The sequence below is a fragment of the Arthrobacter hankyongi genome, assembly GCF_022012395.1.
GTDB lineage: Bacteria > Actinomycetota > Actinomycetes > Actinomycetales > Micrococcaceae > Crystallibacter > Crystallibacter hankyongi.
In genome coordinates this window covers 427,542-451,255 of record NZ_JAKLTQ010000002.1, presented here as the reverse complement: position 1 = coordinate 451,255, position 23,714 = coordinate 427,542, and the positions used below count along the sequence as shown (strand labels likewise).

Here is a 23,714-nt window from a genome sequence, read left to right as displayed (position 1 = left end):
ATCCCTCCATGCCTGCTGCGCCGATTCAATCATCTTGCGCAGGCTACGGGAAGGCCCGGGCGGGCCGGCACCGCTGCCCTCCGGGCGGGGATGTACTAGCGTAGCCCCATGGATGTGGACTGGGGGCTCTTCTGGAGTTCGCTCTGGCCCATCACGAGGGCGGGCCTGCTGGGAACCATCCCCCTGGCCCTGATCTCGTTCGCCCTCGGCCTGTTGATCGCGCTGGCGGTGGCGCTGATGCGGATCAGCGGCAACCGGGTCCTGGCCGGGGCGGCACGCGCGTACGTTTCGGTCATCCGCGGCACGCCGCTGCTGGTGCAGTTGTTCGTGATCTTCTACGGGCTGCCCTCCGTCGGCCTGGTCATCGACCCGTGGCCCAGTGCCATCATCGCCTTCTCGCTGAACGTCGGCGGCTACGCCGCGGAGGTGATCCGCGCGTCGATCCTCTCGGTGCCGAAGGGCCAATGGGAAGCCGGCCACACCATCGGCATGTCCCGCGGCAAGACGCTGCAGCGGATCATCCTGCCGCAGGCCGCCCGGGTGTCGGTGCCGCCGCTGTCCAACACCTTTATCTCGCTGGTCAAGGACACCTCGCTGGCGTCGCTGATCCTGGTCACCGAGCTGTTCCGGAAGGCGCAGGAGATTGCCGCGTTCAGCCAGGAATTCATGCTGCTGTACCTGGAGGCGGCACTGGTGTACTGGGTCTTCTGCCTGGTCCTCTCCAGCGGCCAGTCCCACCTGGAAAGGAGGCTGGGCCGGCATGTCGCCCACTGACCCGACCCCTCCCCGCAGCGGCGATGACGGACGCGGCGCATCCGGCGGGCGTGTGCTGACCGTCAGCGGCCTGCGCAAGTCCTTCGGCGGCAACCAGGTGCTCAAGTCCATCGACCTGGCCGTGGACCAGGGCCAGGTACTGACGCTGATCGGACCGTCCGGCTCCGGTAAAACCACCGTGCTGCGCTGCCTGAACGGGCTGGAGGTTCCCGACGCCGGCACCGTGGCCTTCCGCGGCGGCCCCACCGTGGACTTCGGCGGGCAGGTGAAGCGCCGGCAGCTGATGGCGCTGCGGGACCGCAGCGCCATGGTCTTCCAGCACTACAACCTGTTTCCGCACATGACCGTGCTGCAGAACATCATCGAAGGGCCCGTCCAGGTGCAGAAACGGCCCAAGGCCGAGGTCGTGCACGAGGCGGAGGAGCTGCTGGCCAGGATGGGCCTGGCCGGCAAGCGCAACGACTACCCGGCACAGCTGTCCGGCGGCCAGCAGCAGCGGGTAGGCATCGTCCGTGCGCTGGCGCTCCGGCCATCCCTGCTGCTGTTCGACGAACCGACCTCGGCGCTGGATCCGGAGCTGGTGGGAGAGGTACTGACCGCGATCAAGGAACTGGCCGAGGAAGGCTGGACCATGGTGATGGTCACCCACGAACTGGCGTTCGCCCGGGAAGTGGCCAGCGAGGTGGTGTTCATGGACGGCGGCGTCGTGGTGGAGCGCGGCCACCCGGACGTGGTCCTGCGCAATCCGCGCCAGGAGCGCACGCGGCAGTTCGTGCACCGGTTGCTGAACCCGTTCTAGGAGGACACCGATGCTGCAGATCGACTTCCTGCCCGCCACGGCCGCCACCCAGGTGGCCCAGCTGCTGCTGGCCTTCGTCCTCTCCGGAATTGTCGGCATCGAACGCGAACGCAACCTCAAGAGTGCCGGGCTGCGGACCCACATCCTGGTGGGGATGGGCGCGGCCCTGTTCACGCTGGTCTCCGCCTACGGCTTCACTGCCGTGACCGGAGACAATGTCGTGCTGGACCCCGCGCGCATCGCGGCGCAGGTCGTCTCCGGCATCGGCTTCCTCGGCGCCGGAGTCATCTTCGTCCGGCGGAACGCCGTCACCGGGCTGACCACCGCGGCCTCCATCTGGATGACCGCGGCTATCGGCATGGCCTGCGCCGCCGGGATGCCGCTCATCGCGGTGCTGGCCACGCTGCTCGAGGTCGTGACGGTCGGCCTGCTCAAGGTTGTCAGCCGGTTCATCTCGTCCGGCGGCCGCGAACACGGTTTCCTCGTCAGGTACCAGGACCGCGCCGGTGTGCTGAAGGAAGTGCTGGCGCGCTCTGCGGAGCTTGGTTTCGCCGCCTCCCTCACCCAGCTGCGCAAGGCGGAACCGTCCGGGGGCCTGACCGAGGCTGAACTCCATCTGGAGCGCGGAGGCCGGGCGGTCGAAGACCTCGCCGAGGGCCTCGCCGGGATCGACGGCGTCGTCTCGATCCGCCTCACCGACCCGGAGAACTCCTAGTGTTCCCTGCTGGGTTTCTGCGGGAGACGTGCCGCCTCCGCGCGGCTATGCTGTTGTTACCGTCACACGCCCCGAGGAATCAACACCCGGCAGGCCGTTCGAACGGTCTGCCGGTCCGCCCTTGGCTACGGAGGCTGACATATGGACGACCACGGCCAGAACCCCATCTCGCTGCAGCGGGCCGCCGGCAAGGCAGCGCGGCAGACGACGCCTTGGAGCGCCCAGGCGGAGTTCAGCCCGCCCGAGCGGGACTCGGTGCACATTATCGAGGAGCAAAATGCGGACCGGGTTCCCGACCTGGTGCCCGTGCGCCTCGGCAGGATGCTGCAAAGCCCCTTCGCCTTCTACCGCGGTGCGGCAGCGGTGATGGCCCGGGACCTCTCCGCCGGCCCCGTCACCGGCCACCGGGTCATGGCCTGCGGGGACGCCCATCTGGCCAATTTCGGGCTCTATGCTTCGCCGGAACGCCGGCTGGTATTCGACCTGAACGACTTCGATGAGTCCTTTCCCGCCCCGTGGGAGTGGGATGTCAAGCGCTTGGCGGCCAGCGTCTGGCTGATGGGACGGAACAACTCCCATTCCGAGGACGACTGCCGCTCCGCCACGGCGGCCGCCGTCCAGACCTACCGCGAGACCCTGCGCCAGCTCTACAAGATGACTGCGTCCGAGCGCTACTTCTACCAGGTGGAAGCGGATGAGCTTACCGTAGAGGATGCCAAGGACTCGCGCATCATCGGCGCCACGACGGCCAAGGCTCGGCGGCGCACCTCCGAACAACTGCTGTCCGAACTCACGGTGTCCACCGTCAACGGGGAACCAGCCATCGCCGACCAGCCGCCGATCGTCCGCCACCCGGAGACGAAGGATCTGGACGGCGTCAAGGATCTCTATTTCCGGGAGTACCGGGACACCCTGCGTGCCGACACCGGCCTGCTCCTGGAGCAGTACAGGCTGGTCGATTACGCTTGGCGGATCGTCGGCGTCGGCAGCGTGGGCACCCGCTGCTGGATCCTGCTGCTGCTGGGCCCGGCCGCCGAGCCGCTCTTCCTCCAGGCGAAAGAGGCCGGTCCCTCGGTCCTCGAAACCTACGGCGCGATCACCGGCACCCGCCCGGGCGTGCTTGAGGCCATCGCCTCGCGGGGACAAGGCTACCGAGTGGTCAGCGCCCAGCGGATCCTCCAGGCCCAGTCTGATCCCTTCCTTGGCTGGGTGGCCGATGCCACCGGCCTCGACGGCAGGAAACGGGACTTCTATGTGCGGCAGTTCCGGGATATGAAGGGCTCCTTCAAACTGGAGCAGTTCACCCCGCCCCAGTCGGCCAGGTATGCCCGGCTGTGCGGCCGGCTGCTGGCCCGCGGACATTCCCAAAGCCCGGGCAGCTCGTACATCGCCGGATACTTGGGAAAATCGGATGGCTTCGACCAGGCCATCTGCGACTGGGCCCGCCGGTACGCGGACCAGGCCGAACGGGACCACCAGGCCCTGGCCCTCGCTGTCCGGTCCGGCAAGCTGGCTGCGGAGGCCGGGGTCTAGGATGGATTGACCTATGCCGGCTGCCCCGAACACTATTGCGCTGGACCGCGCTGCGGGCAAGGCGGCCCGGCAGATGCTGCCCCGGACCGCGCACGCCGAGTTCAGGGTGCCGGAGCGCGACGCCGTCGGCGTTATCGAGGAACAGGACACCGCGCGGGAGGCGGAGCTGGTGCCGGTGCGCATCGGCAGGATGCTGCAAAGCCCGTTCGCTTTCTACCGCGGCTCGGCCGCAGTGATGGCCGGGGACCTCGCCGCCGCGCCGGTCACCGGGCACCGGGTGGTGACCTGCGGGGACGCGCACGTGGCCAATTTTGGATTCTACGCCTCACCCGAACGCCAACTGGTCTTCGACCTGAACGACTTCGACGAGGCCTTCCCCGCGCCGTGGGAATGGGACATAAAACGGCTGGCGGCCAGTGCCTGGCTGAACGGACGGAACAATTCGCATTCCGAGGACCAGTGCCGCACCGCCACGGCAGCGGCGGTGCAGGCCTACCGGGAAAACCTGCGGCGCCTCTACGAGATGACCGCGACCGAACGCTACTTCCACCAAGTGGAGGTGGAGCCGGCCACCATCGCCGCGCTGGACGCCCATACCGCGCGCATCGTGGCAAGGACGGTGGCCAAGGCCCGGCAGCGCACCTCGGAGCAACTGCTCGGCAAGCTCACGGTGACCACCATCGAAGGCGAAACACGCATCGTGGACCAGCCACCGGTCATCCGCCACGCCGACGCATGGGATCTTGAGCAGGTCGAAAGCCTCTACGTCCGGCGGTACCGGGACACCCTGCGTGCCGATACCGCCGTGCTGCTGGACCAGTACCGGCTGGTCGACTACGCACTGCGGATCGTCGGCGTCGGCAGCGTGGGAACCCGCTGCTGGATCCTGCTGCTGCTGGGCCCTGCGGGCGAACCGCTCTTCCTGCAGGCCAAGGAGGCCGGCCACTCGGTGCTCGAGACGCACGGGAAAGTCACCGGCACGCCCCGGCCCGTGCTCGAAGCCCTGACGACACGGGGCCAGGGCTTCCGGGTCGTCAGCGCCCAGCGCATCCTCCAGGCCCAGTCGGACCCGTTCCTGGGCTGGGTCGCGGACGTGACCGGTACGGACGGCAGGAAGAGGGACTTCTACATCCGGCAGTTCCGCGACATGAAAGGAGCCTTCCAGCTGGAGGAACTCACTGCCGGAGATACCGCCAGGTATGCCAGCCTGTGCGGCCGACTGCTGGCCCGCGCCCATGCCCAAAGCCCCGGCAGCGCCTATATTTCCGGATACCTGGGCAGCTCGGATGCCTTCGACCAGGCAGTTGCCACCTGGGCTGGCCGCTATGCGGACCAGACGGAGAAGGACTACGAGGCGCTGGGCCTCGCGGTGCGGTCCGGCCGCCTGGCGGCAGAAACCGGGGTCTAGCCTGGCGGAACGGCAGCGGGCCGCCCGGAATGCGCCGGCCGGCGGATGCGTTCCATCATGAGGCTGGAGCCGGCCGGCCTGCGCTGCCGGCCACGGCGGGCCCGAGGCAGCCGGCCGGTATTGTGCACGTCCTATGTGGAGGAGCCGCATGAAAAGGACACCAGAGGAAACGGCCGCCGCGGCCGGCACTGTCCGACCGCGGCAACACACCAACCTTGTCTTCCTCGGCCTGATGATGGCCGTCCTGCTCGCCGCGCTGGACCAGACCATCGTCTCCACCGCGCTGCCGACCATCGTCGGGGACCTGCACGGGCTGGAGCACATCTCCTGGGTGATCACCGCATACATCCTCGCCGCCACCATCGGCCTGCCCATCTACGGCAAGCTCGGCGACCTCTTTGGGCGCAAGAGCATCTTTGTCTTTGCGATCGCGGTCTTCCTGGCCGGCTCTGTGCTCTCCGGCACGGCCCAGAACATGGCCCAGCTGATCATTTTCCGGGCCATCCAGGGCGTGGGCGGCGGCGGGCTGATGATCGGCGCCCAGGCGATCATCGGCGACCTGGTCTCCCCGCGCGAACGCGGCAGGTACATGGGGCTGATCGGCGGGGCGTTCGGCCTGGCTTCGATCAGCGGACCGCTGCTCGGCGGGTTCATCACGGACTACTTCAGCTGGCGCTGGATCTTCTACATCAACGTGCCGCTGGGAGCGGCGGCGCTGGCCGTGATCATCCCGTCGCTGCAGCTGCCCAAGCCGGACGGCCCGCGGCCGAGGCTGGACTATGCCGGCGCGGTGCTGCTGACGGTGGCGAGCACCGCGGTCGTCATGCTCACCAGCTGGGCCGGCACCACCTACGCCTGGAACAGCCCGGTGATCATCGGCCTCGGCGCCACCGTGCTGCTCGCAGCGCTCCTGTTTGCCGCCGTCGAACGCCGCGCCGCCGAGCCGGTGCTGCCGCTGGGGCTGTTCCGGACCCGGAACTATGCCCTGCCCACGTTGATGGGCATCGCCGTCGGCATCGCCATGTTCTCCACGATCGCGTACATGCCCACCTTCCTGCAGATGGTCAACGGGGCCACCGCCGTCCAGTCCGGGCTGATGATGCTCCCGCTGGTGGCCGGCATGCTCACCGCCACGATCGGCAGCGGCCAGCTCATCTCGCGTACCGGCCGGTACAAGATCTACCCGGTGCTCGGCACCGTGCTGATGATCGCCGGGCTGGTGCTGCTGTCCCGGATTTCCGATGCCACGCCGTACGCCTTCACCGCCGCCGGGCTGGTGGTGCTGGGCGTGGGGCTGGGCTGCATCATGCAGAACCTGGTGCTGATCGTGCAGAACAGCGTGCCCCGGCGCACCATGGGGGCGGCGATCTCCACCACCAACTACTTCCGCCAGATCGGGGCCAGCTTCGGCATTGCGCTGTTCGGCTCCATCTTCATCAACCGGCTGGCGGAGCAGCTCGCCGGCGCCCCCGCGGGCGTACCCGACGTCGGCACGGCAGGCTTTGGCTCGCTGAGCCCGGCGGTGCTGCGCGCCCTGCCGGCCCCGGCACATGAGGCGATCGTCTATGCCTTTGGCCAGGCGCTGCCGCCGATTTTCCTGTTCGCGGTGCCGATCATCGGGGTGGCCTTCGTGCTGTCGCTGTTCATCCGCGAGACTCCGCTCTCGGAGACCGTGGGCGGCAGCGCCGAATAAGGCAGCCGGTGTTCCGCTGCACCGGCTTTAATACTAAGTTTGCTTAGTGAATGGTCCTACGTGGAAGGACAGGAGCATGGAAATGACCGATATGGTGGCGGCTGGCACGGGTTCGGGCCGGCCGGTGCACGAAGCGGACGGCAGGTAGGCCGATGATCAGCCAGGAAACGATTGAAGGATTCCTGGACCGGCTCGCGTCCGGCCAGCCCACGCCGGGCGGCGGGGCGGCGGCGGCCCTGCAGGCGGCGCAGGGCGCGGCGCTGCTGTCCAAGGCGGCCAGCTTCACCACCGGCCCGCGCTTCGCCGAGCACGAGGCGGCGGCCCGCCGCCTGGCCGCAAAGGCCCGGGACCTGATCCCCCAGGCCCTGGCCCTGGCCGACGATGACGAGCAGGCCTTCGACCGCGTAGCCACCGCCTACAGGCTGCCGAAGGATTCCGAGGCGGAACGCACGGCCCGCAGCGGCGCGGTCCAGGATGCGCTGCGGGAGGCGGTCCGGCCGCCCAAGAAGCTGATCATGCTGACCAAAACCCTGCTGGGCCTGGGCGAGGAGCTGGCCGGTTTCGCGAATCCGGATTTGCGCAGCGACCTCGCCGCGGGCTTGGAGGCGATACGCGCCGCGGCCGCCGGGGCCAGGGCCATCCTGGCCGCGGACCGGAAGGACATCACCGACAGCGGCATCGCGGACACCCTCCAGGTACCGGCCTCGAATGCGGCGGATATCGCCGAGGCCTGCGCCAGATTGTCCGAACAGCTCAGGATGCAGATCCGCGCAGCCCACCGTTGACCGGCGTTCCGTTGCTGCGCTGTTCGGCCGCCGATCCGGCGCCTACTGCTCCCCGCTGCCGCGCAGGTGGATGGCTGCCTCGGGGGTGGCCACCTGGAAGCTGAAGGACTGCTCCAGGTAGAGCTGCACGGTATCGGCGTCGTGGTGGCTGTAGCCGATCGAGAGGTCCTGGCCGGATTCGAAGAGGAAGTCCCCGCCGCGCAGGCTCATGACAATGGCGCCGCGTACTCCCGGCGCCCAGACAATCGGACCATGCAGGATCCGCTGCAGGTGCTCCGAAAGCAGGTAGCCGCCCCGCTCCGTACTCTCCATCACCGCGTTGTAGTGCCCCGGCCCCAAGGCCAGGCCGAAGGGCTCGCCGATGCCTGCCTGCAGCAGGACCGTGACCGCCTTGGCCACCCGCTTGGGGTAGTCCACGAAATCCTCCACCCGGGGCACGGGCTCGTGCGGCGAGGCCTCGGTGACGCCCCGGATGCCCGCCTCCGCCCAGCCGTGCAGCACGGCGACGTTTTCGGCGCTGGCGATCCGCAGGGCGGCCTCGTCCAGGTCATCCAGATCCGTGTAGGTGGCACCCCGGTCATAGGCCTCGAGCTCACGCCGGGAAACCGTGAACTCCGCGCGCACCTCCACCAGCGGCAGGACGCGGCGCTGGGCGACCACCAGGCCGTCGTTCAGCGGAAGCTGCTCGGTCCGGCCCAGGTTCGTGGCCGAATATTCCCAGCCGTGGGGGCCGCTGAAGTCAACGAGTTTACGTGCGCCGAGCGCCACGGACAGGCGCTGCCGGGCCTCCTGGTCCAGCAGCTGCCAGCCGGCATCGGAGATCGGCGCGAGTTCGCGCAGGAGATGGTTCGCGGTCACTGGTTCTGCTCCTTCAGGCTGCCGATGCCAAGCGACGCTCCGGGGCTGGCCGGCTGCTCGCTCTCTGTCCCGCTGGCCGCGGCGCTTTCGGCCGCCTCCCCGTTGGCCACGATGTCGCCGTCCTGGAACAGGATCCCGCGGGCGATTTCCCGCCACTGGGGCTTGGCGCGGAAGAGGTACTCCAGTTCCATACTGAAGTGCTTGTACTCCTCGGCCAGCGAATCCAGCATGATGGCCCGGGCGGCGGGATCCCGCTCCAGCGAGATGCGCTGCTCGTACCAGCCGATCGCCTCGGCTTCCTCGGTCAGGTTGGCGCACATCCGGGCGAAGGTCCGCGTCTCTGCGGAGAGTTCTCCCGCCGGCTCGTGGTATTGCTCAAAGCCCATCTGAAATCCTCCGATGGCATGGCCCGGAATTCGGAAATACCTGCAGCCAGCGTATAGCGCTGCTCCGGTGAAGGCCACCGTTCCGGACGGCTGCGCGGCAGCCGGGCCCGCCAGTCCGCGGAACCGTCCCGGTGCCGTCACCTGCGGGTGTGCAGAAAAGTGCGGATCATGCCGGCTTCCCCTTGGCGGACCAATCCGCCATGATGCCTGCATGGGAACCACACCATGAACAAGAACCGGCTCGAAGCGTTCAGCGACGGCGTGCTGGCCATCATCATCACCATCATGGTGCTGGAACTCAGGGTGCCGGAGGAGCCCACCTGGCACGGCCTGCTGGCGGTAGCCCCGACGTTCCTGAGCTACCTGCTCAGCTTCATCTATGTCGGCATCTACTGGGCCAACCACCACCATATGCTCCAGCTCGCCGGCAAGGTCAGCGGCGGGGTGCTCTGGGCCAACCTGCACCTGCTGTTCTGGCTCTCGCTGTTCCCCTTCACCACCCGCTGGATGGACGAAACCGGCTTCGTCCAGGTCCCGGTTTTGGTCTACGGATTGAACCTGCTGCTGGCCGCCATTGCCTACTACATCCTCGAAACCGCCCTGATCCGCCAGCAGGGCCGGGACGGGGCACTGGCCAGGGCGGTGGGGCGGGACTGGAAAGGCAAAGTCTCCCCCGCCATTTACCTGCTGGGCCTGGCGCTGACCTTCCTGCACCCGCTGGCGGGGCTGGCCGCCTACACGGTGGTGGCCCTGATCTGGCTGGTCCCGGACCGCCGGCTCGAACGCTTCGTGGCCCGCACGGCCTCCAGCCCGCCGGGGCAGGAAACGTAAAGGCTAGGCGAAGCTGGCGGACGCCGCGTCCAGGGCTGCGGTTTCCTCCGGCGTCAGGACCGTTTCCGCCGCGGCGATCAGGTCCGGCAACTGCTCCACCGTCCGGGCGCTGGCCAGGGCGGCGGTAATCCCGGGCCTGGCCAGCAGCCAGGCGAGCGCCGCCGTCGTGATTGAGATGCCGCGGGCAGCGGCCACGGAGTCCAGTGCGGCAATGACGCCGAAGCCCTCCTCGGTGAAGTACTTCGCGGCAGCGGCGCCGCGTACGCTCGCCCCGGCGTCGGCCGCCGAACGGTACTTGCCGGTCAGGAAGCCCGAGGCCATGGACCAGAACGGGAAGACGGCCCAGCCGTGGGCGCGGGCCAGGGGCGCCAGTGCCTGCTCGAAATCGCGCCGTGCCACCAGATTGTAGTGCGGCTGCAGCGCCACCGGCTGCGTGAACCCGTTCTCCTCGGCTACCCGGACCCATTCGGCCAGGCGTTCGGGCGAGTAGTTCGACACTCCGATGTGGCGGATCTTGCCGGCCGTTCGCAGGTCCTCGAACGCCGTCAGGGTGTCCACCAGCGGCACCGTCGGGTCGTCGAAATGGGCGTAGTACAGGTCGATGTAGTCCGTCTTCAGCCGTTGCAGCGAGGCATCGGCCGCCGCCGCGACGGTGGCCGGGGCGAGGCCCTGGTACTGCGGGTGCGTGCCGGCCTTGGTGGCGACAACCATGGAGCCGCGGTTGCCCCGGGACTGCAGCCAGCCGCCGATAATGGTCTCGGATTCCCCGCCGGCGTTGCCCGGCGCCCAGGCCGAGTAGCCGTCCGCGGTGTCGATGAAGTTGCCCCCGGCGGCGGCATAGGCATCCAGCACCATTTCCGACGCGGCCCGGTCCGAGGTCCAGCCGAAGGTGTTCCCGCCCAGGGCGATGGGGAAGGTCCTGAGGTCCGAGTTGCCGACGGCGCGCACGGAAATCCTTTCGTGGGGGCTGCGTACGGCATCCACTCTAGTTCCCCGCACCCGGAACGGGACGGGTAGGCTCGAAGCATGAGGCAGCCCGCCGGCGCTCCCGTTGCCGCGTCCAATCTGCGCGCGCCGCTCGGCCCGTGGCGCGCGATCACCGCGTTCGGCCTCGTAAGTCTGGCCGCCGACATGGTCTACGAGGGCGCACGCTCGGTCGCCGGACCGCTGCTGGCCAGCCTGGGCGCCACGGCCCTCGTCGTCGGGCTGGCCACCGGCGCCGGGGAGGGCATCGCCCTGGCCTTCCGGCTGCTGTTCGGACCGCTGGCCGACCGCACCCGCAAATACTGGACGCTGACCATCGCCGGCTATGCCATGACCGCCGTCTGCGTGCCACTGCTCGCGGTAGCGCCGTTCGCCGGGAGCGCCGGCCTGGCCCTGGCCGTGGCGCTGATCTGGGCCGAACGTGCCGGCAAGGCCGTGCGCTCGCCGGCCAAGTCCGCGCTGCTCTCCTATGCGGCAGGCGCGGTGGGCCGGGGCAAGGGCATGGCGGTGCACAAGCTGCTGGACCAGCTCGGCGCGTTCGCCGGGCCGCTGCTGGTCGCGGCGGCCGTTGGAACCACCGCGGCCATCTGGCCTGCCATGGCCCTGCTCGCCGTCCCCGGGGCGGCCTCGATCGCCCTGCTGCTCTGGCTTCGCCGCCGGGTACCGGACATGGGTGTCTACGAACCGGCGGACACGACGGCGGCAGCGGCGGACTCCGCCGCCGCACCTGCCGCCGAACGCACCCGGCTGCACCGCGCCTTCTACCTGTTCGCCGCCGCAGCTGGAGCCACCACCGCCGGGCTGGTCACGTTCGGGGTGATTGCTTTCCACCTCACCGAATCCGGCATGCTGCCGGTGGTTGCCGTGCCGCTGGTCTATGCCGGCGCGATGCTGGCCGAAGCCGCCGCAGCCCTGGCCACCGGCTGGGTGTACGACCGGCGCGGGGCCGGCGTGCTGCTGGTCCTGCCGGCCCTGGTCGCGCTGGTGCCGGGACTGGCCTTCGCCCCGGGCCTGGGGGCGGTACTGGCCGGCATCCTCATCTGGGGCATCGCCACCGGCATCCAGGATTCCACGGTCAAGGCGCTGGTGGCGGACCTGGTTCCCGCGGAACGGCGGGCCACTGCCTACGGTGTCTTCGCGGCCGTCCAAGGCGGCGCCGCGCTGGCCGGCGGCGCCCTGGCCGGCGGGCTCTACGGCCATACACCGGTGCTCGTAGCGGTGGTAGCTGCCCTCCAGCTTGCGGCGCTGGTGCTGCTGGCCGCGGCGCTGCGTGCGCGGCCGGTCCGCCGCCGGCCCGGCACGGCTGCCTAGCCCGGATCCTCAGATCCGCGGCGCGCAGGGGCCGGTCCCCAGCGCAGCCAGGCCGATCAGGTCCCCGGCCCCGAAATCGGTCTGGCCGCTGCTGGTCTCCGCCATGAGCTGCGAATTGTCCGAGGTGTGGCCCAGCCCGACAATGTGCGCCAGCTCGTGCTGGACGGTGGCCTGCACCGCGGCAGCGCCGCCGGGCTCGCGCAACCTGGCCCCCAGCGCCGTGGCGTTGAGCCTCACCTGCCCGGTCACCAGGACCTCCGGGGATTCCGCTCCGGAGACCGGCAGCGCCCGGGCGTCGCCCAGCCGGGTGGAGCCTCCCGGAGCGTCGGCCAGCCCAAACTCCGGCACTTCGGCGGTGGTCACCCAGTCGATCAGCACCGGCACCCAGCGGTCGCCATAGCGTTCGGGCTGGAACGGGTCGCGGTTGGACGAGGAACGCTCCGGCGTCGTGCCGTCGGCAATGAACCGCAGGCCGGTGGCGGCGGAAACGCGTGCCACCGCGGCGCTGACCAGCTCGGCACCGCCCGGCGGCTGGTGGCGGGTGTTCACCACGTAGTGGATGGGGCGGCACGGGCTGAAGGCGATGAACTGCTGGCCGCCCGCCCCGGCGTAGTTGAAGATGTAGGAGCCGCTCGCGGCCGCGGGGGAACTCGGCGCCCCCAGCGGCCGGTCCGCTTCCTCGTAGCCGGGCACCGGGTGGTCCCGCAGGGCCGGCGGCGTCAGCAGGTCCACCGGAACGAACCGGTTCCACAGGTCCCCGCCCACCACCAGCGTCAGCACCACGGCCACGGCCATCATGCCGCCGGTGGAATAGCTGCGCATCCGCCTCGCCCGGGCAGGGCGCAGCCGCCGGCGCGGCCGGAAGGCCGCAGTGCCGCCCGGTGCGGCGTAATTCCGGAGCTCCCCGGCTCCTGTTCCCCCGTGATTGGTCATCCCCCAATGGCCTTTCAGCAATATTCACGATGTCGGGGGCGCCCAAGGCACGAGACCGCGCTCCCCCGCTGGATTATGCCGCACGGCACGGACACGGGGAAGGGCCCGCAGGAAACCTACCGCTGCGAACTTTACGAACTGTTGCCAAAAGTTGACCGCGGAAGCACCCGCCTTCTAGCTTTGTAGGTGAATCAAGAGCGCCAACGTCAAGCCCTGGCTTGTTGGCCGGCAACCCTCCCGCAGTAGCGGGGTGCTCCAGGTGAAGATTCGGCCCGCCGGAACATCCGGTACGGCAAGTACCGCGCTTCGGCCGGCTGTGCAGAGGCACGTCCGGCCGATCGCCTAACGGCAAAGGAACACCACCATGGCCCTCAGCGATGACCTGCAGCCTGAGGCACTCCGCAACGCATTCGGCCGCTTCCCGTCCGGCGTGGCAGCGCTCTGCTCCCTGATCGACGGCGCCCCGCAGGGCATCGTCGCCTCCTCGTTCACGGTGGGCGTTTCGATGGAACCGCCGCTGGTGATGTTCGCGGTCCAGAACACCTCCCGCACCTGGCCCATCGTCCGCCAGTCCGGACGGATCGGGGTCTCCATCCTGGGCTCCGGGCACGACGGCGTCTGCCGCCAGATCGCCTCCAAGACCGGGGACCGCTTTGCCGGCCTGCGCCTGCACGCCACCGACGGCGGCGCCGTGCTGCTGGAAGAGGCGGCACTGTGGCTGGAGTGTTCGGTGGAACAGGAAATCCCGGCGGGCGACCACCATGTGGTGCTGCTGCGGGTCCATCAGCATGCCACCCATGAGGATGCGCACGAACCGCTGATCTTCCATGCTTCGGGCTTCAAGAAGCTGGAGCAGCCAGCTTTCGTGTAGCGGCATACCGCCGGTCTGATCCCCAGGCGACCGCCGCCTGGCCTCCACGCTGTCCCAGCGGCCCTTGGCCGGTCACCGGGCGCGCTTTTACCTCTTCCCTACCCCAGCTCTTTTGCCATGCCCTTTGCCATGCCCGCTGCGGGCACTAGAGAAAAGAACCATCATGATCCGTATCGATCAGCTGACCAAGGCTTACGGCCACGGCCCGGACGCCGTCACGGTCCTGGATAAGCTGGACTTCGCCGTCGACCGCGGCGAGATCTTCGCCGTCGTCGGCCCCAGTGGGGCAGGCAAGAGCACCCTGACCCAGTGCATCAACCTGCTGGAGCGGCCCACCTCCGGCTCCATCGTCGTCAACGGCCAGGAACTGAGCAGCCTGCCCGAACGGCAGCTGCGCGAGGCCCGCCGCCGCATCGGCACCGTCTTCCAGTCCGCGAGCCTGTTCAGCCGCCGCACCGCGGCGCAGAACATCGCCATGCCGCTGGAATACCTCGGCGTCGAACCGCGGGAAACCAAGGCCCGGGTCGCCGAGCTGCTCGAGCGGGTCGGACTGGGCCACCGGGCCGGCCACTACCCGCACCAGCTCTCCGGGGGCCAGCGCCAACGGGTCGGCATCGCCCGCGCCCTGGCCCTGCGCCCCTCGGTACTGCTCTCGGACGAGGCGACCTCCGGGCTGGACCCGGAGACCACCCGCTCGGTGGTAGCCCTGCTGCGCGAACTGCGGGACGATCTGGACCTGGCGGTCGTGTTCATCACCCATGAGATGGACACCGTGCTGCAGGTCGCCGATTCGGTGGCCAAGCTCGAGCACGGCCGGATTGTCGAGTCCGGCCGGCTGGTGGACCTGCTCACCGACCATGGTTCGGCACTGGGCCGGGCGCTGCAGCCGCAACTGGACCCGGCCCCGCCCGCCGACGGCGCCCGGCCCTGGCAGGTCACCTACGATTCCCGGAATGTCCCGCAGGACTGGCTCCAGCGGGTTTCGCAGGAGCTGGGCGAACCGGCCGCGCTCCTGGCAGCCACCATCCAAAACGTCAACGGCGTCAGCACCGGCAAGGCAACTGTCGGGCTGCACGCAGCCTCCCCCGACCTCGTCCGGGATACCTTCGCCCGGCTCGGCCTGCGCGCCGAACCCGGCAGCGGCCGGCCCGACGCCGGCGCGCAGGACACCGCGCGCGAGGACGCCCCCGCAACCTTGGAGCACGCACTATGAGCATTCCCGCAGTCATCGCCGTCGCCATCCCCCGCACCGGCGAAACCGCCCTGGCCGACCTGCCCTCCCTGCTGGTGCCGGCCTACGGCGAGACGCTGACCATGGTCGGCATCGTGATGTCCATCGTGGTGCTCGTCGGTACGCCGCTGGGCGTGGCGCTGCACAACATGGCCTCCGGCGGACTGTTCGAGAACCGCGCCGTCTACGGCGTGCTCAGCTGGATCGTGAATATCGGCAGGTCGCTGCCGTTCCTGATCCTGATGGCCGCAATCGTGCCGTTCACCCGGCTGATCACCGGCACCAACATCGGCATCCCCGCCGCCATCGTGCCGATGTCGCTGGCGGGCATCCCGTTCTTCGCCCGGCTGGTGGAGAACTGCCTGCGGGATGTGCCGCGCTCGGTGACCCAGGCCGCCCGGGCCTCGGGGGCCTCCCCGCTGCAGATCATCCGGACCGCCCAGCTGGGCGAGGCGGTGCCGGCCATCATCGGCGGCCTGACCATCAATACCATCGCCATGATCGAGTACTCCGCGATTGCCGGCACCATCGGCGCCGGCGGCGTGGGCTACGTGGCCGTGACCTACGGCTACCAGCGCTTCGACCACACGGTCATGCTCGCCACCATCGTCATCCTGATCCTCACCGTCACCCTGGTGCAGCTGCTCGGGGACCGGCTCGTCCGGTTCACCACCCCGGCCCTGCGCCACTGATCCCCCCACCCTGTTCGAAAGGCCATCCGTCATGACCATCACCGAAAACCAGAACTCCCCGTCACCGCAGGACCATGGCTTTACCGTGCGCAAGCGCCGCAAACTGCCCTGGGTCCTCGGCGCCGGCGCCGCCGTCGTCGCTGCCGGCTCGCTGGCAGCCGCCAGCCTGTTCGGCGGCGCCAAGTCCCCCAACGAGGTGCCCGGCGCCACGCTCACCGTGGTGACCGCCGAAGGCAACCAGGCCGAGCAGTCCCTGGTGAACTTCGTGGCCAAGGAAGTGGCTCCCAAGTACGGCATCAAGGTGGCGTTCAAGGGCCTGAGCGACAGCAACACGCTCAACCGCGCGGTCAGCACCGGCGAGGTGGCCGCGACCGTCTACCAGCACAAGCTCTGGCTCTCCCAGGTCCTCGAGGCCAACCCGGACTTCAAGGAAACCGCCGCCACGCCGGTATTCCGCTGGGGCTTCGGCGTCTGGTCCGCCAAGTACAAGTCCATCGACGAGCTGCCCGACGGCGCGGTCGTCTCGCTGTACTCGGATCCGGCCAACGAGGCCCAGGGCCTGTGGCTGCTCGAGCGTGCCGGCCTGATCAAGCTCAAGGACGGCATCAACAAGTGGCAGGCCACGCAGAAGGACATCGTCGAGAACCCGAAGAACATCCAGTTCAAGCTGCTGGACTTCGCCGCCCAGTCCCGCGCCCTGCCTGACCTGGACGCCGCCGTCGGCTACACCGAGTACTACACCGCGGCCAAGGTCCCGCTCGAGCAGCAGATCTACGCCCCGCCGGCCCCGGACGAGTTCGCCGGCCAGCTGACCATCGGCTCGGATTATGCCAACACCGAGAACATCAAGAGCCTGGTCAAGGCCTTCAAGGACCCGGAGGTCCAGGACTTCCTGCGGACCGACCCGTCGGTCAAGGGACTGCTGCTGCCGGTGGACGCCAAGTAAGTCCGCAGCCACATAAATCGCACCGAGTGTGCGTGAGGCCCACGTTCCAAGGCTGGAACGTGGGCCTCACGCACACTCGGTGGCGGTTCGTGGGTCCGGCGCACAGTCATGAAGCGGGGCGGGAGCCTCCGACGGGCCCGGGCAGCAGCCCGGCCAGCACGGTATCGACGCCGAACAGGAACGCTTCGCCGTCGTCCTTCCCGGCCGGCAGCAGGCCTGCCTGCGCCAGTTCGGCGTGGGTCTGTTCCTCCGCCACCGTGCCCAGGATGTAGTGGATCAACGTCCGGGCACCCCAGCGCGCCTGCTGTCCGGTGAGCGGCCCGGCCGCCAGCATGGCTTCGAGGTCGCGCAGCGGCAGCAGCAGTTCCGGCCTGAGCACCTGTGCCAGGGCGACGACGTCGGCCGCCCCGGGCACGGCCAGCAGCGCGGCCCGGATGTCCTGCGCGGCCTGCCGCGCGCCGGCCCGCAGGTCCGGCCCCCCGGCCACGGTGACCGGGGCAAGGATGCGCTCGGCCAGCACGGTGAGCAGTTCCTGCTTGTTCTTCACATGCCAGTACAGCGCGCCCGGCTGGACCTCCAGTTCCTTGGCCAGCCGCCGCATGGACAGGTCCGCGAGACCGTAGCTGGTCAGGATCGACAGCGCAGCGTCGACGATCTGCTCGCGCGTTAGGGCCACCGCCGCCTCCCCTTCCTCTCCGGACTCCATCATGCAACATCCGGGCAACATCATTGACAACCGGCATCGCGCCACGCACGATTGAACAGTGTTCAATTCCTTCCATAACCTGGCCGACCGGCAGCTGGCCGGCGGCATCCTGACCCGCGAGGACGCCCAGGCCATCCTCGCCTCCGCCGACGACGAACTGCTGGAGCTGGTGGCCGCGGCCGCGAAGCTGCGCCGCGCCCACTTCGCCGACACCGTCAAGGTGAACTACCTCGTCAACCTCAAGTCCGGCCTGTGCCCGGAGGACTGCACCTACTGCTCGCAGCGCCTGGGCTCGGCCGCCGAAATCCTCAAGTACACCTGGCTCAAGCCGGAAGAGGCCGCCGAGCAGGCCGCCAGCGGCATCCGCGCCGGCGCCTCCCGGGTCTGCCTGGTGGCCAGCGGCAAGGGCCCCACCGACCGGGACGTGGACCGGGTGGCCACCATGGTCCAGGGGCTCAAGGACGAGCACCCGCACGTGGAGGTCTGTGCCTGCCTGGGCATCCTCAAGGACGGTCAGGCGGACAGGCTCAAGGCCGCGGGGGTGGATGCCTACAACCACAACCTCAACACCAGCGAATCCAACTACGCCGACATCTGCACCACCCACGACTACGCGGACCGGGTGCGCACCGTGGGCAAGGCCAAGGACGCCGGCCTCTCCCCCTGCTCGGGCCTGATCGTGGGCATGGGCGAGAGCAACGAGGAGCTGATCGATGCGGTCTTCGCCCTGCGCGAGCTGGGCAGCGACTCGATCCCGGTCAACTTCCTGATGCCCTTCGACGGCACCCCGCTGGAAGGCACCTGGCTGCTGACCCCGGCGCACTGCCTGCGGATCCTGGCGCTGGTGCGCTTCGCCTGCCCGGACACCGAGCTGCGGATGGCCGGCGGGCGGGAAATGCACCTGCGTTCGCTGCAGCCGCTGGCCCTGCACGTGGCCAACTCGCTGTTCCTCGGCGACTACCTGACCAGCGAGGGCCAAGCCGCCCAGGCGGACCTGGACATGATTGCCGACGCCGGCTTCACCGTGCTGGCCCCCGCGGGCGCGGCAGTTCCCGCCGCGGCCGGCGGGACGGACGACGACAGCGCGGCGGCCGGCACCGTCGAACCTGCGATCCGGCGCCGCGGCGCCGGAACCGGGCTTGCCCCCAATGCCTGAGGCGGCAGCGCCCGGCATTTCGCTGCCTAATGCGGCGCTGCCGGCCGGCGCTTCGCTGGTCGACCGCGGCTCGTTGATCGACCGCGACCGCGGCCTGCTCTGGCACCCGTACGCCCCGCTGGACGGGCCCGCACCCTACGCCGTCACCGGTGCGGACGGGGTCCGGCTGCGGCTTCAGGCAGCGGATGGGGCCCGCTTCGAGGCGGTGGACGCGATGAGTTCCTGGTGGTCCGCCATCCACGGCTACCGGCATCCGGTGCTCGACGACGCGCTCCGGGAGCAGGCCGGGAAGTTCAGCCATGTCATGTTCGGCGGGCTCACGCACGAGCCGGCGGTCCGGCTGGCCGAGCAACTGGTGGCGCTGGCCCCGGACCCGCTGCGGCATGTGTTCTTCGCCGATTCCGGCTCGGTCTCCGTGGAGGTGGCGCTGAAGCTGGCCGTGCAGTACCAGGCGGCCGCCGGGCGGCCGGGGCGGCACGCGTTCCTGGCCCTGCGCGGCGGCTACCACGGGGATACCTTCGGCGCGATGAGCGTGTGCGACCCGGTCGATGGCATGCATTCGGCCTTCCCCTCACTGCCCGCGCAGCATTTCCTGCCCCGGCCGCCGGCCGCGCGGCTGTCCGGCGATCCGTCCGACGGCGTGCTGCGCTCCGATCCCACTGACGTGGCGGCGTGGGTGGCGGAGCTGGAAGCCGCCGTCGGGCTGCACGGGCACGAGCTGGCCGGGATCATCGTGGAGCCGGTGCTGCAGGGCGCCGGCGGCATGCACGTCTACGCGCCCGAGTGCCTGCAGGCGCTGCGCCGGGTGGCCGACGAGCACGGGCTGCTGCTGATCTTCGACGAGATCGCCACCGGCTTCGGCCGCACCGGCAGGCTCTTCGCCGGTGAGTGGGCCGGGGTGGTGCCCGATGTCATGTGCGTGGGCAAGGCCCTGACCGGCGGCTACCTGACGCTGGCCGCCGTGCTGTGCTCGGCCGGCGTCGCCGCGGTCATCACGGCGTCCGAATTCCGGGCCCTGCTGCACGGGCCCACCTTCATGGCCAACCCGCTGGCCTGCGCCGTGGCCTCCGCTTCGCTGGACCTGCTGGCGGACGCCGGCTGGCAGGACCAGGTCCTGCGGGTGCAGCAGGGGCTGCGCGCCTCGCTGGCCCCGGCGGCCGGACTGCCGGCGGTCCGGGACGTGCGCGTCGTCGGTGCGGTCGGCGTCGTCGAACTCGACCGGCCGGTGAACGTCCCGGCCGTCACCCGGGCCGCGCTGGAGCGCGGCGTCTGGGTGCGGCCGTTCCGCAACCTCGTCTACACGATGCCGCCGTACCTCTGCTCCGCCGGGGACGTGGCGGCGATCGGCGCCGCCATCACCGCCGCCATCCAGGCGGTGCACCGCTGATGGGCGCCATGCAGGAATGGCTGGCCGGCCAGGCCCGGGTCCGCGCCCGGCGCGGCATCGTCCGGCACACGACGCCGCGCACCGGCTGGGGCGCGGCCCCGCTGGACCTGGCGTCCAACGACTATCTGGGCCTGGCTGCGGACCCGCGGCTGCAGGCCGCCGGCATCGCCGCCGTCGGCAGCTACGGCACCGGCGCCCGCTCGTCCCGGGTGGTCACCGGAACCCATCCCGTGCACGCAGAGCTCGAGTCCGAACTCTGCGCGCTCACCGGCCAGCCCGCGGCGCTGGCATTCTCCAGCGGCTACACCGCGAACCTGGGCATCCTCACCGCCCTCGGCGGGCCGGGCACGCTGATCCTGCGGGACGAACACGCCCATGCGTCCCTGATCGACGGCGCGCGGCTCGCCCGCTCCCCCCTCGCGGCCTTCGGGCACCAGGACCTGGACTCGCTGCGCCGGCTGCTGGCGCAGCGGACCCAGCCGCGCGCCGTCGTCGTCGTCGAATCCATCTATTCGGTACTCGGGGACGCCGCCGACCTGCCGGCCACCGCCCGGCTCTGCGCCGAGCACGACGCGCTGCTGGTGGTGGACGAGGCACACGGGATCGGCGTCGCCGGGAACGGGCGCGGCGCCGTGCACGCAGCCGGGCTGGCCGGGGCGGAGCACGTGGTGCTGACGGCCACCCTGTCCAAGGCCCTCGGGGCCCAGGGTGGAGCCGTGCTGGGCCCGCCCGCACTGCGCGAACATCTGGTCAACACCGCGCGCAGCTTCATCTTCGACACCGGCCTGGCCCCGGCCGCCGCCGCTGCCGCCGCCGAGGCCTGCCGGGTCATCGCCGCCGAGCCGGACCGGGTGGCTGCCGTCGGGCGCAACGCCGCGCTGATCGCCGCCGGCCTGGGGATCGAGCAGGCCGCCGGTGCCGTGCAGTCCGTTCCGGCCGGGACCCCGGACCGCGCCGCCGGGCTGGCCATCCGGCTCGAGGACTCCGGCGTGCTGGTCGGCTGCTTCCGCCCGCCGAGCGTGCCCGACGGCGTGTCCCGCCTGCGCCTGACCGCCCGCGCGGACCTGGCCCCGGAGCAGCTGCGGACCGCTACCGGCCTGATTAACAGCCTGCTGGCCGCAACGGAGGTACCGGCATGAACTACCACGTCGTCCAGGATCCGGAGCAGGTCCGCGAGGTGCTGCGCCGGGTGGAGGACTTCCTGCCGACCAACGCGCTGACCTCGGTGGTGCCGCTAAGCCCGGCGGCGCTGCGGGTCCTGAGCCGTTCCCGCTTCGCCCTGCCGCCGGTGCTGGCCTCGGCCACCGGCGACCTGCACCGGAAAGTCCGCTCCGTCGTGGCCGGCTTCTTCAGCCCCGCCAAGGTGGCCGCCGTCGGCCCGCGGGTGCGCGAACTGACACGGAAACACGCCGCGGCTGCGGCCGCCGACCTGGCTGCCGGGCCGGTGGACCTGGCCGACGCCATCGCCCGGCACATCCCCCCGGTGATCATGCAGGAGCTGACCGGCTTCGCGCTGCCCGAGCCGGAGGTGCTCAAGCGCTGGAGCCGGGACTCGCTGGAGCTGTTCTGGGGCTGGCCGGAGCCGGACCGGCAGCTTGAGCTCGCCGCGACGGCCGCGGAATTTTACACCTGGCTGCGCGCGTCGGTGCTGGCCAGCCGCGGGGACGATTCGCTCTTCGGCGCCCTGCACGCGGCCGGGTTGTCCACCGCCGAGGTCTGCTCGCTGGGCTATTTCCTGCTGATCGCCGGGCAGGAGACCACTGCCCTGCTGATCGGCACCGTGCTCTACCGGGCGCTGCAGGACTCGGAGGGCTGGCGCCGGCTCGCCGCCGGCGGCTCCGGCACACCGCTGGTGCGCTCGGTCCTGGCCACCGAGCCGTCCGTGCACACCTGGCGCCGGGCCTGCCCGCAGGACACCGTCCTCGGCGGGACCAAGTTGCCCGCAGGTGCCGAAATTGTGCTGGAACTGGCCGGCCACCATCCCGAGGACGCCGGCCCCAGCGCCTATTCGCTGTCCTTCGGCTACGGCCTGCACCGCTGCCTCGGCGCCAGGCTCGCCGAACTCGAAACGGTCCTGGCGGTGGAGGAAACCGCCCGGACCCTGCCGGAGCTGCGGCTGGCCGGCTCGGAGCCTCAGTGGCTGCGGCTGCTCTCCTTCCAGGCCCCGCTGACCGTCACCGTTGCATTGGAGCCGCATGAATCCTGACCTCGCTTCGCTGCCGCCCCTGCTGTTCGTCACCGGCACGGACACCGGCGTCGGCAAGACCCTCACGACGGCGGCGCTGGCCGCCGTGCTGTCGCGGCCCGGGCCGGAGGACGGCCGGAGCCCGCGCACGGTCGCCGTCTACAAGCCCACGCAGACCGGGGTCCTCGGGCACGAACCGGGGGACATGGACGAGGTGCGGCAGCTGGCCGGGATTCCCGCAGCCTTCGAGGGCATCCGACTGAAAGCCCCGATGGCGCCGCCGCCGGCCGCAGCCCTGGAGGGCGCCGTGCTGCCCACCCTGGCGGAGCACGTGGCCCGGATCGGAGAGCTGGCCCGGGACTACGACCAGGTGCTCGTCGAGGGTGCCGGCGGGCTGCTGGTGGAACTGGATGCCGGCGGACACACCCTGGCCGACCTAGCGGTTGCCTTCCCGGGGCGGTCCGGCACCGTGCTGGTCTGCCGCAGCGGCCTCGGCACCCTCAACCACACCCAGCTGACGCTGGAGGCCCTCGGCCGCCGGGGGCTGGCGGTGGCCGGACTGGTCATCGGTTCCTGGCCGGCGGAACCGGACGAAGTGGAGCTGTCCAACCTGGAATACCTGCGCGGGCTCGGCGTGCCGTTCCTGGGCCTGCTGCCCGCCGGGGCCGCTTCACTGTCCCCGGCCGGATTCCTTGCCGGGGCCCGGGGATGGCTCGGCGCCGTTACCCGGCCCGCTGCTTTGCCAGCGTCAGGAGCAGGTTCGCCGCGACGCTGACGGCGATGACGGCCGGATCCTTGCCGGTGAGATCCGGCAGCCCGATGGGGCAGCTGATGCTGCCGATCGCGGCGTCGTCATACCCCTCGGCACGCAGGTTGCGCTGGAAACGGGACCACTTCGCCGCCGAGCCGATCAGCCCGACCGAGCCCAGGCCGCCCCGGCGCAGCACCGCGTCGCAGAGCAGGAAGTCCTCGGCGTGGTCATGGGTCATGATGAACACGTGCGAGCCCGGCGGCAGTTCGCCCACGATCGACTCCGGAACCGGGCTGTGGCGCACGACGACGTCGGCCGGCCCGTCCAGGACATCGGCGAGCCGCGCGGCGGCCAGCTGGCCGGCCCTGCTGTCCACGAGGACCAGCCGGACCGGCAGCCGGGACAGGATCCGGGCCAGCTCGTACCCGACGTGTCCCAGCCCGAAGACAGCGACCGTGGGACGGGCCGGGAACGGCTCGAGGAGGACGCTGACCACGCCCCCGCAGCACTGCCGCCCGTGCTCATTGGCTGCATGGTCGTTGAGCGGGAAGACCAGGCTTTCGGGACCCGCGGTGCCGGCCGCGAGCAGGGCCCGCGCCCGGTCGATGGCCGTTGCCTCCAGGTTGCCGCCGCCGATGCTGCCCCAGGTGGACCCGGCGCCGACCAGCATCTTCGCCCCGGCCTCCCGTGGGGCATGGCCGCGCACCTCGGTGACCGTCACCAGGACACCTGGCAAACCGTCTGAGCGCAACCGCTGGAGCGCCTGCAGCCAGTCCATC

The 23,714-nt window shown here is 70.4% G+C and carries 24 protein-coding genes and 1 riboswitch; of the genes, 18 read left to right on the top strand and 6 right to left on the bottom strand.

Annotated elements, in window-relative coordinates; translation table 11 throughout:
• Positions 1 to 108: 108 nt before the first annotated feature.
• The 7 genes from LVY72_RS06065 (at position 109) to LVY72_RS06035 (ending at position 7,707) form a co-directional block, all read left to right on the top strand.
• Positions 109 to 774 carry an amino acid ABC transporter permease gene (locus LVY72_RS06065; RefSeq protein ID WP_237818722.1) on the top strand — a complete coding sequence of 222 codons (666 nt, stop codon included), beginning with the start codon at positions 109 to 111 and terminating at the stop codon, positions 772 to 774.
• Complete coding sequence (locus LVY72_RS06060; RefSeq protein ID WP_269092200.1) at positions 761 to 1,573, top strand: amino acid ABC transporter ATP-binding protein; 813 nt, start codon at positions 761 to 763, stop codon at positions 1,571 to 1,573. Before LVY72_RS06065 ends, LVY72_RS06060 begins: the two co-directional genes overlap by 14 nt.
• A gap of 10 nt (positions 1,574 to 1,583) precedes the next feature.
• The gene (locus LVY72_RS06055; RefSeq protein ID WP_237818720.1) at positions 1,584 to 2,288 is read left to right on the top strand and encodes an MgtC/SapB family protein; all 705 of its coding nucleotides are present in this window, start codon (positions 1,584 to 1,586) and stop codon (positions 2,286 to 2,288) included.
• A gap of 141 nt (positions 2,289 to 2,429) precedes the next feature.
• Positions 2,430 to 3,821 carry a DUF2252 domain-containing protein gene (locus LVY72_RS06050; RefSeq protein WP_237818718.1) on the top strand — a complete coding sequence of 464 codons (1,392 nt, stop codon included), beginning with the start codon at positions 2,430 to 2,432 and terminating at the stop codon, positions 3,819 to 3,821.
• A 13-nt stretch (positions 3,822 to 3,834) separates the two neighbouring features.
• Positions 3,835 to 5,229: a DUF2252 domain-containing protein gene (locus LVY72_RS06045; RefSeq protein ID WP_237818716.1), complete on the top strand. Its 1,395-nt coding sequence runs from the start codon at positions 3,835 to 3,837 to the stop codon at positions 5,227 to 5,229.
• 148 nt (positions 5,230 to 5,377) lie between these two features.
• Positions 5,378 to 6,922: an MDR family MFS transporter gene (locus tag LVY72_RS06040; protein ID WP_237818714.1), complete on the top strand. Its 1,545-nt coding sequence runs from the start codon at positions 5,378 to 5,380 to the stop codon at positions 6,920 to 6,922.
• Between the two features lie 152 nt (positions 6,923 to 7,074).
• Entirely contained in the window at positions 7,075 to 7,707 is a 633-nt protein-coding gene (locus LVY72_RS06035; RefSeq protein WP_237818712.1) for a cyclodeaminase/cyclohydrolase family protein, read from the top strand.
• 42 nt (positions 7,708 to 7,749) lie between these two features.
• Here LVY72_RS06035 and LVY72_RS06030 read toward each other — a convergent pair whose 3' ends face one another.
• Both LVY72_RS06030 and LVY72_RS06025 read right to left on the bottom strand, forming a co-directional pair.
• Positions 7,750 to 8,565 (bottom strand): family 1 encapsulin nanocompartment shell protein, encoded by an 816-nt coding sequence (locus tag LVY72_RS06030; protein ID WP_237818710.1) that lies wholly within the window; start codon positions 8,563 to 8,565, stop codon positions 7,750 to 7,752.
• Positions 8,562 to 8,951 carry a ferritin family protein gene (locus tag LVY72_RS06025; protein WP_237818708.1) on the bottom strand — a complete coding sequence of 130 codons (390 nt, stop codon included), beginning with the start codon at positions 8,949 to 8,951 and terminating at the stop codon, positions 8,562 to 8,564. The genes LVY72_RS06030 and LVY72_RS06025 overlap by 4 nt, the downstream gene beginning before the upstream one ends.
• A 225-nt stretch (positions 8,952 to 9,176) precedes the next feature.
• On the opposite strand from LVY72_RS06025, the gene LVY72_RS06020 reads away from it, so the two are divergent.
• Positions 9,177 to 9,782, top strand: a complete 606-nt coding sequence (locus tag LVY72_RS06020) for a TMEM175 family protein (protein ID WP_237818706.1) — start codon at positions 9,177 to 9,179, stop codon at positions 9,780 to 9,782.
• 3 nt (positions 9,783 to 9,785) lie between these two features.
• Here the strand turns inward: LVY72_RS06020 and LVY72_RS06015 are convergent, their stop codons facing one another.
• Positions 9,786 to 10,730: an aldo/keto reductase gene (locus tag LVY72_RS06015; protein WP_237818703.1), complete on the bottom strand. Its 945-nt coding sequence runs from the start codon at positions 10,728 to 10,730 to the stop codon at positions 9,786 to 9,788.
• 78 nt (positions 10,731 to 10,808) lie between these two features.
• On the opposite strand from LVY72_RS06015, the gene LVY72_RS06010 reads away from it, so the two are divergent.
• The gene (locus LVY72_RS06010; protein WP_237818701.1) at positions 10,809 to 12,077 is read left to right on the top strand and encodes an MFS transporter; all 1,269 of its coding nucleotides are present in this window, start codon (positions 10,809 to 10,811) and stop codon (positions 12,075 to 12,077) included.
• 9 nt (positions 12,078 to 12,086) lie between these two features.
• On the opposite strand, the gene LVY72_RS06005 is transcribed toward LVY72_RS06010, so the two are convergent.
• The gene (locus LVY72_RS06005; protein ID WP_237818699.1) at positions 12,087 to 13,010 is read right to left on the bottom strand and encodes a zinc metalloprotease; all 924 of its coding nucleotides are present in this window, start codon (positions 13,008 to 13,010) and stop codon (positions 12,087 to 12,089) included.
• 189 nt (positions 13,011 to 13,199) lie between these two features.
• Positions 13,200 to 13,315: riboswitch (SAM riboswitch) on the top strand.
• Positions 13,316 to 13,374: 59 nt separating this feature from the next.
• Here LVY72_RS06005 and LVY72_RS06000 point away from each other — a divergent pair.
• The 4 genes from LVY72_RS06000 to LVY72_RS05985 all read left to right on the top strand — a co-directional run bounded on the left by LVY72_RS06000 (position 13,375) and on the right by LVY72_RS05985 (position 16,750).
• The gene (locus LVY72_RS06000; protein WP_237818697.1) at positions 13,375 to 13,881 is read left to right on the top strand and encodes a flavin reductase family protein; all 507 of its coding nucleotides are present in this window, start codon (positions 13,375 to 13,377) and stop codon (positions 13,879 to 13,881) included.
• Between the two features lie 163 nt (positions 13,882 to 14,044).
• A complete protein-coding gene (locus LVY72_RS05995; RefSeq protein ID WP_237818695.1) occupies positions 14,045 to 15,094 on the top strand; it encodes a methionine ABC transporter ATP-binding protein in 1,050 nt (349 codons plus the stop codon).
• Positions 15,091 to 15,804: a methionine ABC transporter permease gene (locus LVY72_RS05990; protein WP_237818693.1), complete on the top strand. Its 714-nt coding sequence runs from the start codon at positions 15,091 to 15,093 to the stop codon at positions 15,802 to 15,804. The genes LVY72_RS05995 and LVY72_RS05990 overlap by 4 nt, the downstream gene beginning before the upstream one ends.
• 31 nt (positions 15,805 to 15,835) lie before the next feature.
• Complete coding sequence (locus LVY72_RS05985; RefSeq protein WP_237818692.1) at positions 15,836 to 16,750, top strand: MetQ/NlpA family ABC transporter substrate-binding protein; 915 nt, start codon at positions 15,836 to 15,838, stop codon at positions 16,748 to 16,750.
• A gap of 106 nt (positions 16,751 to 16,856) precedes the next feature.
• Here the strand turns inward: LVY72_RS05985 and LVY72_RS05980 are convergent, their stop codons facing one another.
• Positions 16,857 to 17,459, bottom strand: a complete 603-nt coding sequence (locus tag LVY72_RS05980; RefSeq protein ID WP_237818690.1) for a TetR family transcriptional regulator — start codon at positions 17,457 to 17,459, stop codon at positions 16,857 to 16,859.
• 55 nt (positions 17,460 to 17,514) lie between these two features.
• On the opposite strand from LVY72_RS05980, the gene bioB reads away from it, so the two are divergent.
• The 5 genes from bioB to bioD are packed head-to-tail and all read left to right on the top strand — an operon-like array spanning position 17,515 to position 22,959.
• Positions 17,515 to 18,612 (top strand): biotin synthase BioB, encoded by a 1,098-nt coding sequence (gene bioB, locus LVY72_RS05975; RefSeq protein ID WP_237818688.1) that lies wholly within the window; start codon positions 17,515 to 17,517, stop codon positions 18,610 to 18,612.
• Positions 18,605 to 19,999 carry an adenosylmethionine--8-amino-7-oxononanoate transaminase gene (locus LVY72_RS05970; RefSeq protein WP_237818686.1) on the top strand — a complete coding sequence of 465 codons (1,395 nt, stop codon included), beginning with the start codon at positions 18,605 to 18,607 and terminating at the stop codon, positions 19,997 to 19,999. Before bioB ends, LVY72_RS05970 begins: the two co-directional genes overlap by 8 nt.
• Positions 19,999 to 21,138 (top strand): 8-amino-7-oxononanoate synthase, encoded by a 1,140-nt coding sequence (locus tag LVY72_RS05965; RefSeq protein WP_372463672.1) that lies wholly within the window; start codon positions 19,999 to 20,001, stop codon positions 21,136 to 21,138. The genes LVY72_RS05970 and LVY72_RS05965 overlap by 1 nt, the downstream gene beginning before the upstream one ends.
• Positions 21,135 to 22,205 (top strand): cytochrome P450, encoded by a 1,071-nt coding sequence (locus LVY72_RS05960; RefSeq protein WP_237818684.1) that lies wholly within the window; start codon positions 21,135 to 21,137, stop codon positions 22,203 to 22,205. Before LVY72_RS05965 ends, LVY72_RS05960 begins: the two co-directional genes overlap by 4 nt.
• A complete protein-coding gene (gene bioD, locus LVY72_RS05955) occupies positions 22,195 to 22,959 on the top strand; it encodes a dethiobiotin synthase (RefSeq protein ID WP_237818682.1) in 765 nt (254 codons plus the stop codon). Before LVY72_RS05960 ends, bioD begins: the two co-directional genes overlap by 11 nt.
• Here bioD and xdhC read toward each other — a convergent pair.
• Positions 22,907 to 23,713, bottom strand: a complete 807-nt coding sequence (gene xdhC / locus LVY72_RS05950) for a xanthine dehydrogenase accessory protein XdhC (RefSeq protein WP_237818680.1) — start codon at positions 23,711 to 23,713, stop codon at positions 22,907 to 22,909. The genes bioD and xdhC overlap by 53 nt on opposite strands.
• Position 23,714 lies beyond the last annotated feature (1 nt).